This is a genomic window from Burkholderia sp. 9777_1386, from assembly GCF_015712265.1.
Taxonomy (GTDB): domain Bacteria; phylum Pseudomonadota; class Gammaproteobacteria; order Burkholderiales; family Burkholderiaceae; genus Burkholderia; species Burkholderia cenocepacia.
Genome location: NZ_JACCQB010000012.1, coordinates 102756 through 119455 on the forward strand (window position 1 = coordinate 102756; position 16700 = coordinate 119455).

Sequence of the window (16700 nt, forward strand, 5' to 3'; positions counted from 1 at the left end):
TGTTCAAAAGGACAGTTTTGAGGCGAAGCCGACGCCGGTTTAATGGCGGCTGTTCGCACGACGGGCCCGCTTGTGCGGGCACTGTCCCCCCGTCGTTTCACGTGTTGCGGTACCCCTCCGGTTTCGTATCAGGACTGATCGACCATGACCAGCGTTCAAGACGTGCCTCTCCTCGCGCGCGCCGGTGCGCGCGCGTTCGCCTTCGGCGGGATCCGCGCGATCGAACCGCCCTGCGCGTCGGCCCCCGCCCGCGCGCTTGCTCACGAGTATGCGCCGCACGCGCATCAGGCCGGGCAACTATTGTTTACGACGCGCGGCGTATTGGTACTCGACGTCGAAGGCCAGCGCTGGATCACTCCGCCGCTGCGCGCGATCTGGATTCCGGCGCGCACCGTCCATGCGATGCGCGTGGCCGACGACGTCCAGCTCTACTCGCTTTATCTCGGCGATGCACTCAGCGCGCGGCTGCCGGCCACGCTGTGCGCGATGACGGTATCGCCGCTGCTGCGCGAACTCGCCACGCGCGTGTCGCATCCGTTCGATTGCAGCGTCGACCACGATCCGCTCGCGCGCCTGTTCGCCGACGAACTGAGCGAACTCGCGCAGACGCCGCTCACGCTGCCGCTGCCGCGCGACCGGCGCTTGCTGAAGCTGTGCGAACGGCTGCAGCGCGAGCCGCACTGCGAGTTGCCGCTCGACACGCTCGCACGCGACGCCGCGCTGAGCGCGCGCCACCTGGCGCGCCTGTTTCGCAGCGAGACCGGCATGAGCGTGGCCGCGTGGCGCCAGCAACTGCGGCTGTCGATGTCGCTCGCGCTGCTCGCGAGCGGCATGCCCGTCACGCAGGCCGCGCATCAGGTCGGCTATCGCAGCCCGACCACCTATGCGGCCACCTTCAAGCGCGCGTTCGGCGTCACGCCGAGCCAGTACCTCGCGGCCGCGGAAGCGGCGGCGCGCTGAGCGCCGCCACTGCCCCGCTGTCGCGCTCAGCGTGCGGTCCAGCGCGGCACCGTTTCGAACGCATGCTCGACCGCGTGCACGATCCGGTCGACGTCCTCGCGACCGATCACGAGCGGCGGCGCGATCGCGAGCCGGTTGCCGAGCGAGCGGATCAGCACGCCCGCATCGCGCGCCGCGTCGGCGAGCGCGGCCGCATAACCGTCCGACGGCTCGATCGATTCGCGTGTCGCCTTGTCCTTCACGAGATCGATGCCAACCAGCAGCCCCTTGCCGCGCACGTCGCCGACGACCGGATAGCGGTCGACGAGCGGCTGCAGCCGCTCCAGCAGGTACGCGCCTTCGCGCGCCGCGTTGCCGGCGAGATCCTCGTCGACGATGATCTGCAGGTTCGCGAGCGCGGCCGCGCAGACGATCGGGTGGCCCGAGTAGGTGTAGCCGTGCATCAGCGTGCCGATGCCGCCCGGGTTGGACGCGAACGCGTTCTCGATGCGGCGGTTGACGACGGTCGCGCCGAGCGGCAGATATCCCGACGACACGCCCTTCGCCAGGCACATGATGTCCGGCGCGACGCCCCAGCCGCGGCTGCCGAACGCGGCGCCGGTCCGGCCGAAGCCCGTCACCACTTCGTCGGCGATCAGCAGCACGCCGTGGCGGTCGCACACCTCGCGCACCAGCGGCCAGTAGTTCGCGGGCGGCACGATGATGCCGCCGGTCGCCTGCACCGGTTCGGCGATGAAGGCGGCCACGGTGTCGGGCCCCTGGAACAGGATCTCGCGCTCGACGAGCGACGCGCACAGCCGGCCCAGTTCTTCGGGGTCATGCGTGAACGGGTTGCGATAGATCCACGGCGTCTCGACGTGGAAGCAGCCGGCGAGCGTCGGCTCGTAGTTGCGCCGGTAGACGGTGTTGCCGGTGATGGAGCTGCCGCCGAAGTGCGAGCCGTGATAGGCCTGGCGCAGCGCGATGAACTTGGTGCGCTCGGGCTGCCCGGACACCTTCCAGTACTGCCGCGCGATCATCAGCGCGGCCTCGACGGCGTCCGAGCCGCCGGAGCCGAAGATCACGCGGCTCATGTCTTCCGGCTGGAGCATGTCGATCAGCCGCGCCGACAGTTCTTCCGCGCGCGGATGGCTGAACCCGGCGAACACCGGGTGATATTCGAGTTCGTCGAGCTGCCGGACGATCGCTTCCTTGATCTCCCGCCGGCCGTGGCCGACGTATACGTTGAACAGCGACGCGACCGCGTCGAGATACGGCCGGCCGGTGTCGTCGTACAGGTAGCAGCCTTCGCCGCGCGTGATGCGGATCGGCGAGCGCGACGCTGCCAGCGGATGTTGCCGGGGATGCCAGAAACGCGATTCCGAATAGGACATGACAGGACTCCGTAGTGATTCGGTTGGATGGGGCAACACGGTGACGCAGACGATTTTCAGCCGGCGAGCGCCGCCGGTTGAAAGTCGAGCCGGCTTTCGAGGGCGCCGAGCGTCGCGAACGGCTCGTCGAGCGCGACGCGCATGAACGTCAGAAACTGGCCGACGTGGGCGTTCAGCGCGTCGCGGCTGTAGTACTGCGGGCTCGCGTCGAAGTCGAAGCGCAGCGGTTCGCCGTTGCGGCGGTCGGTGAGGTTCACCATCAGGTCGTCGGTGGTGCCGACCGACAGGTTGTGCGACGTCGTCACGCAGTCGCCGAACCGCAGGTCGTAGTCGAACGCCATGATGTTGATCTCGGGGCCGAACACGCCCTGTCCGTTGTCGAGCGACGTCAGTTCGCGATGCAGGTCACCCATCCGGTAGCGCTGGTGCTGGCGCAGCGCGGTCATCTCGCGGTTCGCCTGGCGGCACAGGTCGTCGAGCGTGTGGCCCGGCTCGACGTGCAGGCGCAGCGGCAGCATGTTCGCGCACTGCGTCGGCGTGCGGCGTTCGCGCGCCGACGTGCGCGCCATCGCGGCGACCGACAGCACGATGTCGTGCGCGCCGGTGTTCAGGTACAGGTAGGCGGCGGTCAGCGCGGTGACGAGCCGCGGCACCGTCGACGTGAACAGCCCCTTGGCGACCGCCTCGATGCGTGCGCTCTCTTTCGCGCTCGCGATGCGCGTCTCGCGCAGGTCGGGCCCGTCGTCGCGCTCGGGAAAGCGCGCGGGGCCGGCGAGCGTGACCGTGCGCGGCTGGTCCGCGAAGCGTTCGAGCCAGTAGCGGCGATCGTGCGCGAACTGTTCGGACGCACGGTACGCGTCTTCGTCGAGTTGCAGCTCGGCGAGCGACGCGAAGCGCGCGGGCGGCGCCTTGGCGCCCGCCGCGAACGCGCTGTACAGCTCGGCGGCGCGGGTGGCGATCAGGCTGCCCGAATAGCCGTCGACCAGGATGTGCGCGTAGCCGTGATACCAGTAGTAGTGATCCGGTGCGATGCGGTACAGCGTGTGGCGGAAGAACGGCCCGCGCGCCAGTTCGATCGCACCCGTGCAGTGTGCGCGCATGCCGGCGAGCGCGACGGCGTGCGCATCTTTCGTGCCGGCGAGGTCCACGCGTTCGAGCGTCCAGTCGTCGGCGAGCGCGGCGTCGAGCACGCGCACGGGCGTGTCGCCATCCAGCACGATCCGCGTCGTGTGCAGCGTCTGCGCCTCGCGAATCACCTGCCGCAGCGCGCGTTCGAATGCGTCGGTGTCGAGTACGCCGCGAATCTCGAAATACTCGGCCGCATAGATATGCGTCGACGGAACGGGATACGCGAGGGCGGCCTCCCAGAAATCCCGCTGCGGCGCGGACAGCGGCAATTGAAGCGTCGAATCGATCACGTCGTTTCTCCTGGAAAGCTTATTCCGGTGGATGAATTAAATGCGTGTATTTGTTTAATGAAAAATACATATTCGCATCGTGCATTTCATTTTCTGATGAATCGCAATTCTTATCCTAGACAGTCCAATTTGCGGCTGTCAATTCCGTGCGGTTTTGTCGGTAATTCGTAAAGTCCTTGCCAGTAAAGGCTTTGGTGGATGAGTGAATAGTCTGGTCCGGAAAGAATATGAGAATGTCCGTTTTGAATAGGCGGCAAATTGACAGCTTATTTAGCATCGACGCCTGAAATTGCTGCGCAAGCCGAAAACGGCCTGCAGGCAATTCGCCGGAAACGGTTTCCGGCGCCGGAAGCCGGCGCAATGGGCTGGCGCGAGCGGACATTACTAGGAGAGTCCCGTGAATCAACTGGAAGGGCTGGAGCGAAAAATCGGCGAGCAGCACGAGCGGCTCGCGCATCATCCGGTGTTCGGATCGATCCGTACCATCGACGAGCTGCGCGTGTTCATGGAATGGCACGTATTCGCCGTGTGGGATTTCATGTCGCTCGTGAAGCGGCTGCAGCAGGACCTGACGACCGTCGCGGTGCCGTGGGTCGCGCCGCGCAACGCGAACGCGTCGCGCCTGATCAACGAGATCGTGCTCGGCGAGGAATCGGACGAAACGCCGAACGGCCACATGAGCCACTACGACCTGTACCTGCACGCGATGCGCGATGTCGGCGCGTCGACGTCGCGCATCGAGGAAATGGTGTCGCTGGTGCGCTCGGGCTTCTCGGTGTCGGCCGCGCTGAAGGCCGTCGATGCGCCGGAGCCGGTGATCCGCTTCGTCGAGGCGACGATGGTCGCGTGCACGTCGGGCGCGACGCACCAGGTGCTCGGCAACTTCTTCTACGGCCGCGAGAACGTGATTCCCGACATGTTCCGCACGCTGCTCGACGAATGGAAGATCGAGCGCTCGTCGATTCCGCTGCTCGTGTATTACCTCGACCGCCACATCGAAGTGGATTCGGGCGAGCACGGGCCGGCGGCGCGCGCGATGATCCGTGAGGCGGCCGACGGCGACGCGGCGAAGCTCGAGGAAGCGCTGCAGGCCGGGCTCGATGCGATCGACGAGCGCATGCGCCTGTGGGACGGGCTGCTCGCGCATCTCGGCCAGACCCGCAACGTGGTGCCGGCATGAACGCGCGCGGGCTGTCGGAGCGCATCGTCGATTTCGCGGCGCTCGAGTGGGAGCACCCGGCGGCGTTCGACGACGGCATCGACCAGGTCGTGCTCGTCGATACGCTGGACGAGCACGCGAAGCGCGGCATCCGGACCCGGATCGTGCGGTTCGATCCGGGCGCGGGCACGAGCGTGCCGTTCCTGCACGACTACCACGAGGAAGTGCACCTGATCGACGGCGACCAGAGCCTGGTCGACGTCGCGACGCGCGAGTATCGCGCGACGTATCGGGAAGGCAGCTACTTCGTGCGCCCGGCCGGCACGCCGCATGGCCCGTTCCGCAGCGACGCGGGCTGCCTGCTGCTCGAAATCCATTACTACGGTTCCCCGGAGGACACGCGATGACGACCGCCGTCACCTACGTGAGCCACGTCGATCGCTGGGAGGCGCGCGCGACCGTGCGATCGCGCCCGCGGCGGATCGTCGAGGACGACGAACTGCGCTACTACCCGCTCGAACGCCAGCCGCTGTGCGCGCACCCGGCGATCGTCGACGCGGGCGATGCGGTGCGCGATTTCGTCCTGCTGCAGAGCTTCTACAAGTACATCCAGGACGTGATCATCTTCGAGACGGAGATCGTCAACGCCACCGCGTTGCGGATCGCGCGCGGCCGCTTCGCGCATCCGTTTCCGTTCGCGTGCCGGCAGGATGCGATGACGGTGGTGATCGACGAGGATTACCACGCGTACGTCGCGATGGACTATCTGCGGCAGGTCGAGGAGGCCACCGGCATCGCGCCGCTGCCGCCGAACAGCGAGATCGAGCTGTCGCGGGCGATTCCGCGCGCGGTCGAGCGGGTCGGCGCGCAGTATCGCGACGGCATGGAGCTGCTGTGCGTCGCGATCTCGGAGAACACGGTCACGGCGGAAGTCGCGGCGTTCTCGCGCGACGCGACGCTCAAGCGCTCGGTGAAGGGCGTGATGGCCGATCACCTCGCGGACGAAGGCCGTCACTCGGCGTTCTGGATCAATCTCGTGAAGCTGTACTGGTCGGAGATCGACGAACCCGCGCGGCTCGCGCTCGGCGAAGGGCTGCCGTGCTTCCTGCGCGAGTACCTGAGCGCCGATTTGCAACTGCAGTTCGATCGCCGCCTGATCGATGCGCTCGATTTGCCGGCCGCCGAGCGCGCACGGATCGCGGACGACATGGTCGGCGCCTATCCGATCACGAGTCAGCATCCGATGATCGTCAACATCCGGCAGTTCTTCCGGATGAGCGGCCTGCTCGATCACGCGCCGACCCGCGCGGCCTTGTCCGACTACCTGTGAGTCACGTCGATGAAAGCGATCATCATTGCGATCGGCGGGCAGACCCGTCTCGCCGCACGGCTGGCGGCTGAACTCGAGGCGACCGGTCATACCGTCTGTATCGCCGACGGACGCGACGGCCCGCTGCGCGACGCGGCCGATGCGCTGCTGCTGCCGGCGCCGGCACCCGAACCGTTGCGCAACGCGGCCGAGTGGTCGATCGTCTGCGGCGCGCCGGACCCGGCCGTGCATTGCGCGCACGCACGGCCGCTGCATTGCGAGATCGTCGCCGATGCGTTTCCGCCGCGCGAGGTACGCGTCGCGTGGCTGACCGACGCGGCGCCGGGCGACACGCGCGTGCTGGCCGACGCGACGCTCGCGTTCGGCGCGGCGCTCAACGGCGCCGACCTCGCGGACGAGATCGCCGCATGCGCGGTCGATCTGATGCACGAAGTCGCGAGCGGGATCGCGCGCGAGCTGAGCGATCCGAACGACGCGCCGCGCGCCACGCCGCCGGGGCCGGCCGATATCGCGCTCGATCTCGAACGGCTGGCCGGCTGGCATGCGTCGAACGACACGGCCGCCGCGTGGCCGTGCGAGCCGTCGCTGCCGGAACTCGTGTCACGTGCGGCGGCCGCCGCGCCGGACGCCTGCGCGCTCGTCGCGGCCGATGGCCAGCTGACCTATCGCGAGCTGGTCGCGCGGGCCCGCCAGGTTGCCGCGCGCATTGCCGCGCGGCCCGCCGCGCCGCGCGTGGTCGCGGTGCGGCTCGACAAGGGCGTCGCGCTGTACCCGGCGATCGTCGGCGTGCTGGGCGCCGGCGCGACCTGCGTGCCGCTCGATCCCGCGTTTCCGCCCGAGCGGGCCCGCACGATCCTGCGTGAATCGGGGGCGCAGGCGCTCGTCGTCGGCGGGGCGGTCGAGCCGGCGCTGCTCGACGGATTCGACCTCGACGTGATCGACTGCGGCGCGCACGCGGAAGCGGACGCGCACGCCTCGCCCGATGCGCTGGCCGGCCAGTGGCCGCTCGAACGCGATGCGGATCGCGCTGCGCGCTGCGCGGTCGCGATCTACACGTCGGGGTCGACCGGCGTGCCGAAGGGCGTGATGCTGTCGCACCGGAACATCGTGCAGTTCTGCCACTGGTATCGCGCACACGTGTCGCTCGATGCGTCGTCGCGCGTGCTGCAGTTCTCGACGGTGGCGTTCGATGCGTCGCTGCTCGACATGTTCCCGACCTGGCTCGCCGGCGCGACGCTGGTCGCGCCGAGCGAAGCGCAGCGCCGCGAACTCGACGCGCTCGCGACGCTCGTCGCCGACGCGCGCATCACGCACGCATTCCTGCCGCCCGCGCTGCTCGCGGCGCTGCCGGATTGCGACTGGCCCGCGCTCGCGCATCTCGTCACCGGAGGCGACGTGTGCGACCCCGACACGATCGCGCGCTGGAGCGCGAACCGGCGGCTGCACAACATCTACGGGCCGACCGAATGCACGGTGCTCGCGACGACGGGCGAACTGCGCGCCGGCGACAGCAACCGGCGCATCGGCCGGCCGATCGCGAACGCGCGCTGCCATGTGCTCGCGGCCGATGGCCGTCCGACGCTCACCGGCGAGGAGGGCGAGCTGTGCATCGCCGGCGCGGGCGTCGGGCTCGGCTATCTCGGCCGGCCCGACCTGAGCGCCGAGCGTTTCGTCGCCGATCCGTACGGCGCGCCGGGCGCGACGATGTACCGGACCGGCGACATCGCCAGCTGGGAGCCGGACGGCACGCTGCGCTACGTGGGCCGCCGCGACACGCAACTGAAGATTCGCGGTTTTCGCGTCGAGCCGGGCGAGATCGAGACGGCCGCGCTGGCGGCGGGGCTGTACCGCCAGTGCGCGGTGGTGCCCGACGAGCGCAAGCGCATCCGCCTGTTCGCCGCGAAGCCGGTCGACGCGGCGGCGACGCCCGATGCGCTGCGCGCCGTGCTGGCCGCCACGCTGCCCGACTACATGGTGCCGTACGACATCACGACGCTCGACGTGCTGCCCGCGACGCCGAACGGCAAGATCGACCGCGCCGCGCTGGCGCGCCTGCCGGTGTCGCGTGCGGGAAGCGACACGCGCGATGCACCGCGCGGCGCGCTGGAGATGCGTCTCGCCGAGATGTGGGCGACGCTGCTCGAACTCGCGCCGGACGAGATCGGCCGCGATGCGTCGTTCTTCGAACTGGGCGGCCATTCGCTGCTGGTGTCGCGGCTGATGCTGGCGGTGAAGCGCGAGCTGGGCGGCAACGCGGCGCTCGCGCGTTTCATGGAGCGGCCGACCATCGCCGCGCTCGCGGCGCTGCTGACCGACGAGTCGGGCGAGCGCGGCGCGAACGTGCCGGCGCGCGTGCACGACGATCGCCGCCTGCCCGACGACGTGCGACTGCCGGCCGACCAGCCGGCGGGCGACGGCCCCGGCGCGGTGCTGCTGACCGGTGCGAACGGCTTCCTGGGCAGCTTCATCCTCAGCGAGCTGATCAGCCGCACGAACCAGATCGTCTATTGCGTCGTGCGCGGCGACGACGATGCGAGCGCGCGCCGGCGGCTCGACGAAGCGGCGTTCGTCAACGGGCTCGGCCATCTGTGCGGGCATCCGCGCGTGCGGGTGCTGCGCGGCGATCTCGGCGCGCCGCGCCTCGGGTTGTCGGATGCGGTGTGGCAGACGCTCGCGGCCGAGGTCGGCGCGATTCATCACAACGGCGCACACGTGAACCACGTGTACGACTACCCGTACCTGCACGCGGAGAACGTCGGCTCGACGCTCGAACTGCTCCGCCTGTGCTGCAGCGGCCGCCGCAAGGCGCTGCATTTCGTATCGACGCTATCCGCGGCGAGCGCGACGGGCCCGACGGGCCGCCTGATCGAGGCGGCCCCGTCGGAGGCCGGCCCTGCCTTCGTCAACAACGGCTACAACCTGACGAAGTGGGTGTCCGAGCATCTCGTTGCCGAAGCGGCTGCGCGCGGGATCGACACGACGATCCTGCGGCCCGGCAACATCACGGGCCATTCGCGCACGGGGCTGTGCCAGCCGGGACGCAACCGCATCCTGCTGTTGCTCAAGGGCGCGGTGCAGTTGGGCTGCGCGCCGCTCGCGAGCGAGGGCGGGCTGTTCGACCTGAGCCCGGTCGACTACCTGGCGCGGGCGATCGTCGCGTGCACGCTCGACGGCGCGCGCACCGAGCGCGTGTTCCATCTGCACAACCCGCGCCCGCTCGACTGGGCCGGCTACCTGCGCGCGCTCGCGCGGCGCGGCTATCCGCTGCGATTCGAGGCGCCCGAGGTCTGGCGCGAGCGGCTGTTGTCGATCGACGAATCGAACGCGCTGTTCGACGTCGTCGCGTTCTATCTCGACGACCGGCAGGACGATATCGGCGACATGGCCGTGATCGACCACGCGCGCACCGAGGCGACGCTGCGACGGCTCGGCGTCACGTATCCGGACAAGGACGACGCGCTGCTCGATGCGCATTTCGGCTATCTCGCCGAATGCGGTTTCATGCCGCCGCCGCCCGAGCCGGCGCCGCGCGCGAACGACGCCCGCCGCGACGCCGAGCCCGAACCCGCGTGGTGAAGACGTACCCCGTTCGATCAATCGCTGTCATCGCATCATTCATCAAGGAGGCATCATGCTGCAACGTACTGCAACGCAACCCCGTCCGTCCACGCTCGTCTATGCGCCGCAAACGCCGATCCTGTCCGGCTCGGCCGATCTCGACGTGCCGGCGCGCGACGCGTGGCGCGTGGTCGGCGATTTCGCCGGCTTCTCGCGCTTCATCACGGGGCTCGACCATACCGACATGATCGGCGAAGGCGTGCGCTCGCTGCGCATCAAGCATTTCGCGGACGGCAACGTCGTCGTCGAACAGCTCAACAGCCACGACGACGAAGCGATGGTGATGACGTGGAGCCTGATTCATACGTCGTTCGACATCGGCAATCTGTGGGCACTGATGCGCGTCGAGCCGCGCGGCGACCAGGCCTGCACGGTGACGTGGGACATCGCCGGCGAACCGTCGCACGGCGGCGCCGCGCGCCAGCCGGAATTCGACGCGTTCGTCACCGGCTTCCTCGACATGGCGATGACGAACCTGCGCGCGCTGTTCAAGCCGCAGTAACAGTGCATCGCCCGCCGGCGCCGTGCCGCTATGCGGCGGCGCCGGCCCACGCGCCGGCGTTGCCCGGCGCGTGGTTTTTCTTCCCGGCCGGTGGTGCGCATGCGTCGTCGTGCACCTGCGCGAACGCGTCGCGCAGCGCGGCCTTCATGAAGTCGACCCAGGCGCGCGTTTTCGCATCGAGATGCTGGCGCGACGCGTACACCAGGAACACGCCGATTTCTTCCGCCTGGTAGTCGGGCAGCACGCGCACCAGCGCGCCCGAGCGCAGGTCGGCCGCGGCGACGAAGTCCGGCAGCAAGCCGATCCCCGCGCCTTCGCGCACCGCGATCGCGAGCGACGCGGCGACGTCGGCCGTCATCGACGGATCGACGTCCACGGTTTGTGCTTCCGCACCGTTCCACAGCGTCCAGATGCGCTCGTGATAGGCGGGCGCGACCAGTTGCACGCAGCGATGGTGAACCAGCGCGCCCGGCGAATCGGGCATGCCGTGCGCATCGAGATACGCGGGCGACGCGCACAGCACGCTGCGGATGCGGCCGACGTCGATCGCGACCTGCTCGGAACTCGGCAGGCTCGGCATCGCGATCACCGCGACGTCGTAGCTGTCGCGCACCAGTTTCGGCAGGTGCGGCGCGAGCGTCAGGTCGACGCTGACGTCCGGGTAGCGCGCCTGGAATTGCCCGATCAGCGGAATCACGAAATGGTTCGCGATGCTGGCGCTGCAATGCGCGCGCAGCCGGCCGTGCGGATGCACGCGCGCGTCGCGCGCCTCGCGCTCGCTCGCATCGACGGCCAGCGTGATGTCGCGGGCGCGCGCCAGATAGCGTTCGCCCGCTTCGGTCAGGCACATCGAACGCGTCGTGCGGTTCAGCAACCGGATGCCGAGACGATGCTCGAGCGACGCGACGAGCCGGCTGACGTGCGCGGTCGTGATGCCGAGCCGTTTGCCGGTCTCGGTGAAGGTGCCCGCGTCCGCGAGCGTGACGAACGCCTGCATGCTTTGAATCAGATCCATCGGGATAACGAAACCTCCGGCTGGCCGTATGGCAATGCCGCTACTGTAGCGACGGCCACGGCACGCCGCGCGCGCGCATCAGCGATCGATCGTCGCAAAACGGACAATCGACGCCCGGCTCAGCGCCGCCGGAAGTATTCGCTCGGCGCGACGCCGAGCGCCTTGCGGAACATCGCCGCGAACGCGCTGGGGCTGTCGTAGCCGTGTTCGAGCGCGAGTTCGAGGATCGGCGTGCCGGCGGCGAGGCGCGGCAGGCTCAGCAGCAGCCGCGCGTGGCGGCACCATGCGCCGTGCGTCATGCCCGTCTCGCGTTTGAACGCGCGGGCGAGCGTGCGCTCGTTCATGTGCGCGTCGCGCGCCCACGCCTGCAGCGTGACGGCCGACGACGGGTCGTTGATGAGCCGCGTGCACAGCGCGACGAGCGCGGGATGGCGCGGCATCGGCACGTGCAGCGACAGCGACGGCGCGATCTCGATCTCGTCGAGGATCAGCGCGAGCACGCGGCCTGCGCGGTGCGACAGGTCGTAGTCGGCGGGCAGGTCGCAGGCCGTCACGATCAGTTCGCGCAGCAGCGTGCCGACCTCGATCACCCGGCATTCGGTCGGCAGGCTCGGCCGCACTTCCGGGCCGACGAACACGGTGCGCATCTGCACGTCGCCGGCCGAGCGGATCTCGTGCTGCGTGCCGCCCGGCACCCACACCGCGCGGCCCGTCGGCACGACCCAGCTGCCCGCGTCCGCGTGCACGATCATCACGCCGGAAATCGCGTGGATCAGCTGGCCCTGGCGGTGCGAATGCGGCGGGTACGCCATGCCCGCCGGCGAGTCGGAGGCGACGACGGCGATCTGCTTGTCGCGCGCCTGGCGCTCGAGTGCGATGAAGAAATTTTCCAATTGATCGGGATTGTCCTTTTCTCGACGACGAATGCGCTTTACGCGCGAGATCGACCGCATAGGTCGAAATTACCATAAGCCCATCGTTTGTTCGACCTCCTTGCCACTGCCACCCGATGCGCGTTCCGTCCATTCCGTCCGCTTCGCCCGTTTCTCCCGCCGTCGAGACACGCTTGCCGCGCGTGCGGCGCGCCACCTGTGCGGCCGTGCTGCTGGCGTCGGCCGCGCTGGCCGCGTGTTCGGTCGGCGAGCCGTATCGGCCGCCGGTGTCCGACGCGACGCGCACCGGGCCGTTCGACGCGGTGGCCGACGTGCCGGTCGCGGCCGCCGGCGAACCGCCGCAACGCTGGTGGCGCCTGTACGACGATCCGGTGCTCGACGGTCTCGTGCGCGATGCGCTCGCGCAGAACCGCGATCTTGCGGCTGCCGTGGCGCGGGTCGAGCGCGCGCGCGCCGTGTTCGACGAGGCCGGCGCCGCGCGGCTGCCCGACACGACGGCCGGCTTCGGCGTCGACTACGGCAAGCACGCGCCCGACCAGATCGTTGCGGCGGCCAAGGACACCGATGCGCGCACGCGCTGGGGTTTCGCGCCGTCGTTCTCGCTGTCGTGGGAAGTCGATCTGTGGGGCCGCGTGCGCCATCTGGTCGACGCCGCGCGGGCGGACGCGGATGCGGTGCAGGCCGCGTCCGATGCGATGCGCGTCGTGGTGGCCGCCGAGACGACGGCCGCGTATGCGCAGGTGTGCGCATACGGCGAGCGGATCGACGTGGCCGAGCAGTCGGTCGGCATCGCGGACCGGCTGGCCGCGCTGACGGCGAAGCAGCGCGCACACGGGCTCGTGTCCGACCTCGAAGTGGCGCGTTCGCGCGCGTTCGCCGACGACACGCGCGCCGATTTGCCGGCGCTCGTCGGCTCACGGCGCGCCGCGCTGTACGAACTGGCGGTGCTGACCGGGCGCGCGCCCGGCGCGCTGCCCGACGCCGCCGCGCATTGCCGCACCGCGCCCGTGCTGGCGCGGCCGTTCCCGGTCGGCGACGGCGCGTCGCTGCTGCGCCGCCGCCCCGACCTGCGCGAGAGCGAGCGCCAGCTGGCCGCCGCGAATGCGCGGATCGGCGTGGCGACGGCCGAGCTGTATCCGTCGATTTCGCTCGGCGGCTCGGTGAACTGGCTGTCGACCGGCGGCGATCCGTCGACGCTCGGCGACAAGTACGCGATCGCCTGGGGCGTCGGCCCGCTGATCACGTGGCGCTTCCCGAACATGGCGGCGAGCCGCGCGCGGCTCGCGCAGGCCCGCGCCGACGACACGCTCGCCCGTGCGCAATTCGATGCGCAGGTGCTGCGCGCGCTGAAGGAAACCGAGCAGGCGCTGGCTCGCTACGGCGCCGCGTGGCGCCGTCGCGCCGCGCTCGAAACCGCCCGCGCCGAACATGCGCGCGCCTATCGTCTCGCCGAGCTGAACTACGAAGCCGGCGCCCTCGATTTCCTCGGCGTGCTCGACGCGCAGCGCAGCCTCGTCGCGGTCGATTCGGCGCTGGCCGAGTCGACGCAGCAGGTCTCGCTCGACCAGGTCGCCGTGTTCAAGGCGCTCGGAGGCGGCTGGCAACCGTAGCCGGCCGCGTTCGCCGCGTCCCTGTCCGTTCTCTTGCACGCCTACCCATCATTCCGATCATGAGCACGACTGCCGTACCCGAAAAAGCCAAAACCGCCCGGTTCTCCCGGCGCCAACTGATCGCCGCGGGCGTCGTGCTCGCCGTCATCGCGCTCGCCGTGTTCGGCTGGCACTGGTGGACCGTCGGCCGTTTCATCGAAAGCACCGACGACGCATATGTCCGCGCCGACGTCGTGACCGTCAGCTCCCGCGTGTCGGGTTACGTCACGCAGGTCGCCGTCGACGACAACCAGCCGGTGAAGCGCGGCGACGTGCTCGTGCGGCTCGACGATCGCGACTATCGCGCGAAGGTCGACGATGCGCAGGCCGCCGTGGCAGCGGCCGACGCGACGCTGCAAGCCGAGCAGGCAGCGGCTTCGACGCTCGACGCCCAGATCGGCCAGCAGCGCAGCCAGATCGCGCAGGCCGATGCCGACGCGGCCGCCGCGCGCGCCGAAGCCGCGCGGCGCGACGCCGATGCGACGCGCTACAAGCAACTGCTGGCCGAATCCGCCGCGAGCGGACAGCGCTGGGAGCAGGCCCACGCGGACGCGCTGAAGGCGCGCGCCGAACTGGCCCGCGCCGGGGCGGCCGTGCGCGTGCAGACCGACCAGCAGACCGTGCTGCAGCGCCGCCGCGAACAGAGCGCGGCCGCGATCGCGCAGGCGCGTGCGCGGCTTGCCGCGGCCCAGGCGAAGCTGGCGCTCGCGCAGCTTGATCTCGACCACACGGTGATCCGCGCGACGCGCGACGGCAGCGTCGGCCAGCGCGCGGTGCGGGCGGGCCAGTACGTCGAAGTCGGGATGCCGCTGCTCGCGGTGGTGCCGCTGAGCGACGTGTACGTGGTCGCGAACTTCAAGGAAACGCAGTTGGGCGCGATGTACGACGGCCAGCCCGTCCAGATCGACGTCGACACCTATTCGGGCCATACGCTGCACGGTCGCGTGATCGGCCTCGCGCCGGGCTCGGGCGCGCAGTTCGCGCTGCTGCCGCCGGACAACGCGACCGGCAACTTCACGAAGATCGTGCAGCGCATCCCGGTGAAGATCCGCGTCGATGCGCCGCCGGCCGGCGTCGTGCTGCGGCCCGGGATGTCGGTGATCGCGCGCGTCGACACGCGCGGCACGCAGGGGGCCGGCACGTGAGCACGACGACCGCGCAGGCTGCGCACGAAGACACCGTTTCGCTGCGCGCGTGGGTCGCGGTGCTCGGCGGCGTGTTCGGCTGCTTCATGGCCGGCATGAACGTGCACGTGACCAATGCGTCGCTGCCCGACATCCGCGGCTCGCTCGGCGCGAGCTTCGAGGAAGGCTCGTGGATCACCACCGCGTACCTCGTCGCCGAGATCGTCGTGATTCCGCTCACCGGCTGGCTCGTGCAGGTGTTTTCCGCGCGACGCGTGCTGCTGGTCGGCGCGACCGGCTTTCTCGCGTTTTCGCTCGCGTGCTCGGTCGCGCCGAGCATCTCGACGATGATCGTCGCGCGGGCGCTGCAGGGCGCGTTCGGCGGCGTGCTGATCCCGCTGTCGTTCCAGCTGATCGTCACCGAATTGCCGCCGTCGAAACATCCGCTCGGGATGGCGCTGTTCGCGATCGCGAACAACGTCGCGCAGGCGGCGGGGCCGTCGGTCGGCGGGTGGCTCACCGACATGTATTCGTGGCGCTGGATCTTCTATCTGCAGATTCCGCCGGCGATCGCGCTGGTCGCGGCGATCGGCTGGGCGATCCGGCCCGTGCCGGTGCAGCTCGGGATGCTCAGGCGGGCCGACTGGTTCGGCATCGCGACGATGGCGGTCGGCCTGAGCGCGCTGCAGATCGTGCTGGAGGAGGGCGGGCGCAAGGACTGGTTCGCGTCGGACCTGATCGTCGAGCTGTCGATCGTCGCGGCGCTCGGGCTGGCGGCGTTCGTCGCGATCGAGCTGCGGCGCAAGGAGCCGTTCATCAACCTGCGGCTGCTCGGCCAGTACAACTTCGGGATCGCGAGCCTGATGCAGTTCCTGTTCGGCGCGGTGGTGTTCGGCGTGGTGTTTCTCGTGCCGAACTACTTCGCCGAGCTGCACGGCTACAGCGCGCGCGACATCGGCCTCGCGATGATTCCGTACGGGCTCGTGCAGTTCGCGATGTCGTTCCTGACGCCGCCGCTGATGCGCCGCACCAGCCCGCGCACGACGATCGTGCTCGGCTTCGTGCTGGTCGCGGCCGGCTGCCTGATGAACATCCACCTCGACGCCGATGCGGCATCGAACGTGATCGTCCCGTCGCTGATCGTGCGCGGGATCGGGCAGTCGTTCGTCGTGATCGCGCTGGCCGTGATGGCTGTCGACGGGATCGAGAAGGCGCAACTCGGCTCCGCGTCGGGCGTGTTCAACATGGTCCGCAACGTCGGCGGCGCGATCGGCATCGCGGTGATGAGCCAGATCGTCGTCGAGCGGCAGAAGCTGCACGCGATGCGCATCGGCGAGACGGTCACGCCGTTCTCCGAAGCGTTCCAGGAACGGATGGCGATGCTCGCGCGGCTGCTTGCCCGCGTGCATGCACCGCGCGCGGACGTGCTGCCGGGCGGATCGATCTCCGGCGTGCAGGAGATGGCGCTCGGGCTCGTGAACCAGCGCGTGATGCGCGAGGCGCTGCTGATGGCGTACAGCGATACGTTCCTGATCGCGGGAATCGCGATGATCGGGTGTACGGCGGCGGCGTTCGTGTTGAGGGGGAGGAAGAAGGCGTAGCGGCGGGGGCCGCAACGGGCCGGGCAGGCGTGCCCGCGGGCGGTGCGCCGGCACGGAG

Annotated in this window: 13 protein-coding genes; 9 read left to right on the forward strand and 4 right to left on the reverse strand. The window is 69.7% G+C overall.

Translation table 11 applies throughout. From position 1 onward, the window contains the following. Nucleotides 1–144: 144 nt before the first annotated feature. Complete coding sequence (locus H0X91_RS12525) at nucleotides 145–960, forward strand: AraC family transcriptional regulator (protein ID WP_027810160.1); 816 nt, start codon at nucleotides 145–147, stop codon at nucleotides 958–960. Nucleotides 961–986: 26 nt separating this feature from the next. Here the strand turns inward: H0X91_RS12525 and H0X91_RS12530 are convergent, their stop codons facing one another. Both H0X91_RS12530 and H0X91_RS12535 read right to left on the reverse strand, forming a co-directional pair. Further along, nucleotides 987–2333, reverse strand: coding sequence for an aspartate aminotransferase family protein (locus H0X91_RS12530; RefSeq protein WP_196433066.1), 1347 nt, complete (start codon nucleotides 2331–2333; stop codon nucleotides 987–989). Nucleotides 2334–2389: 56 nt separating this feature from the next. Next, nucleotides 2390–3751, reverse strand: coding sequence for a condensation domain-containing protein (locus H0X91_RS12535; protein WP_196433067.1), 1362 nt, complete (start codon nucleotides 3749–3751; stop codon nucleotides 2390–2392). Between the two features lie 397 nt (nucleotides 3752–4148). Here H0X91_RS12535 and H0X91_RS12540 point away from each other — a divergent pair, with 397 nt between their 5' ends. Genes H0X91_RS12540 through H0X91_RS12560 form a run of 5 tightly spaced genes read left to right on the forward strand, consistent with a single transcriptional unit; the run spans nucleotide 4149 to nucleotide 10360 of the window. Next, nucleotides 4149–4931, forward strand: a complete 783-nt coding sequence (locus tag H0X91_RS12540; protein WP_196433068.1) for a DUF3050 domain-containing protein — start codon at nucleotides 4149–4151, stop codon at nucleotides 4929–4931. After that, the gene (locus tag H0X91_RS12545) at nucleotides 4928–5317 is read left to right on the forward strand and encodes a hypothetical protein (protein WP_006479990.1); all 390 of its coding nucleotides are present in this window, start codon (nucleotides 4928–4930) and stop codon (nucleotides 5315–5317) included. The genes H0X91_RS12540 and H0X91_RS12545 overlap by 4 nt, the downstream gene beginning before the upstream one ends. Beyond that, nucleotides 5314–6240, forward strand: coding sequence for a diiron oxygenase (locus tag H0X91_RS12550; protein ID WP_006479989.1), 927 nt, complete (start codon nucleotides 5314–5316; stop codon nucleotides 6238–6240). Before H0X91_RS12545 ends, H0X91_RS12550 begins: the two co-directional genes overlap by 4 nt. 9 nt (nucleotides 6241–6249) lie before the next feature. Further along, on the forward strand, nucleotides 6250–9816 hold the full coding sequence (locus tag H0X91_RS12555) for an amino acid adenylation domain-containing protein (protein WP_196433069.1): 3567 nt from the start codon (nucleotides 6250–6252) through the stop codon (nucleotides 9814–9816). 55 nt (nucleotides 9817–9871) lie between these two features. After that, a complete protein-coding gene (locus H0X91_RS12560; RefSeq protein WP_006479988.1) occupies nucleotides 9872–10360 on the forward strand; it encodes an SRPBCC family protein in 489 nt (162 codons plus the stop codon). Nucleotides 10361–10388: 28 nt separating this feature from the next. Here H0X91_RS12560 and H0X91_RS12565 read toward each other — a convergent pair whose 3' ends face one another. Further along, nucleotides 10389–11375: a LysR family transcriptional regulator gene (locus tag H0X91_RS12565; RefSeq protein ID WP_023478068.1), complete on the reverse strand. Its 987-nt coding sequence runs from the start codon at nucleotides 11373–11375 to the stop codon at nucleotides 10389–10391. Nucleotides 11376–11494: 119 nt separating this feature from the next. Next, a complete protein-coding gene (locus H0X91_RS12570; protein ID WP_006494477.1) occupies nucleotides 11495–12268 on the reverse strand; it encodes an AraC family transcriptional regulator in 774 nt (257 codons plus the stop codon). A 116-nt stretch (nucleotides 12269–12384) separates the two neighbouring features. On the opposite strand from H0X91_RS12570, the gene H0X91_RS12575 reads away from it, so the two are divergent. The 3 genes from H0X91_RS12575 to H0X91_RS12585 are packed head-to-tail and all read left to right on the forward strand — an operon-like array spanning nucleotide 12385 to nucleotide 16642. Beyond that, on the forward strand, nucleotides 12385–13878 hold the full coding sequence (locus tag H0X91_RS12575; protein ID WP_196433070.1) for an efflux transporter outer membrane subunit: 1494 nt from the start codon (nucleotides 12385–12387) through the stop codon (nucleotides 13876–13878). 59 nt (nucleotides 13879–13937) lie between these two features. Further along, on the forward strand, nucleotides 13938–15062 hold the full coding sequence (locus tag H0X91_RS12580) for an HlyD family secretion protein (protein WP_196433071.1): 1125 nt from the start codon (nucleotides 13938–13940) through the stop codon (nucleotides 15060–15062). Next, entirely contained in the window at nucleotides 15059–16642 is a 1584-nt protein-coding gene (locus tag H0X91_RS12585; protein WP_124477766.1) for a DHA2 family efflux MFS transporter permease subunit, read from the forward strand. Before H0X91_RS12580 ends, H0X91_RS12585 begins: the two co-directional genes overlap by 4 nt. Nucleotides 16643–16700 lie beyond the last annotated feature (58 nt).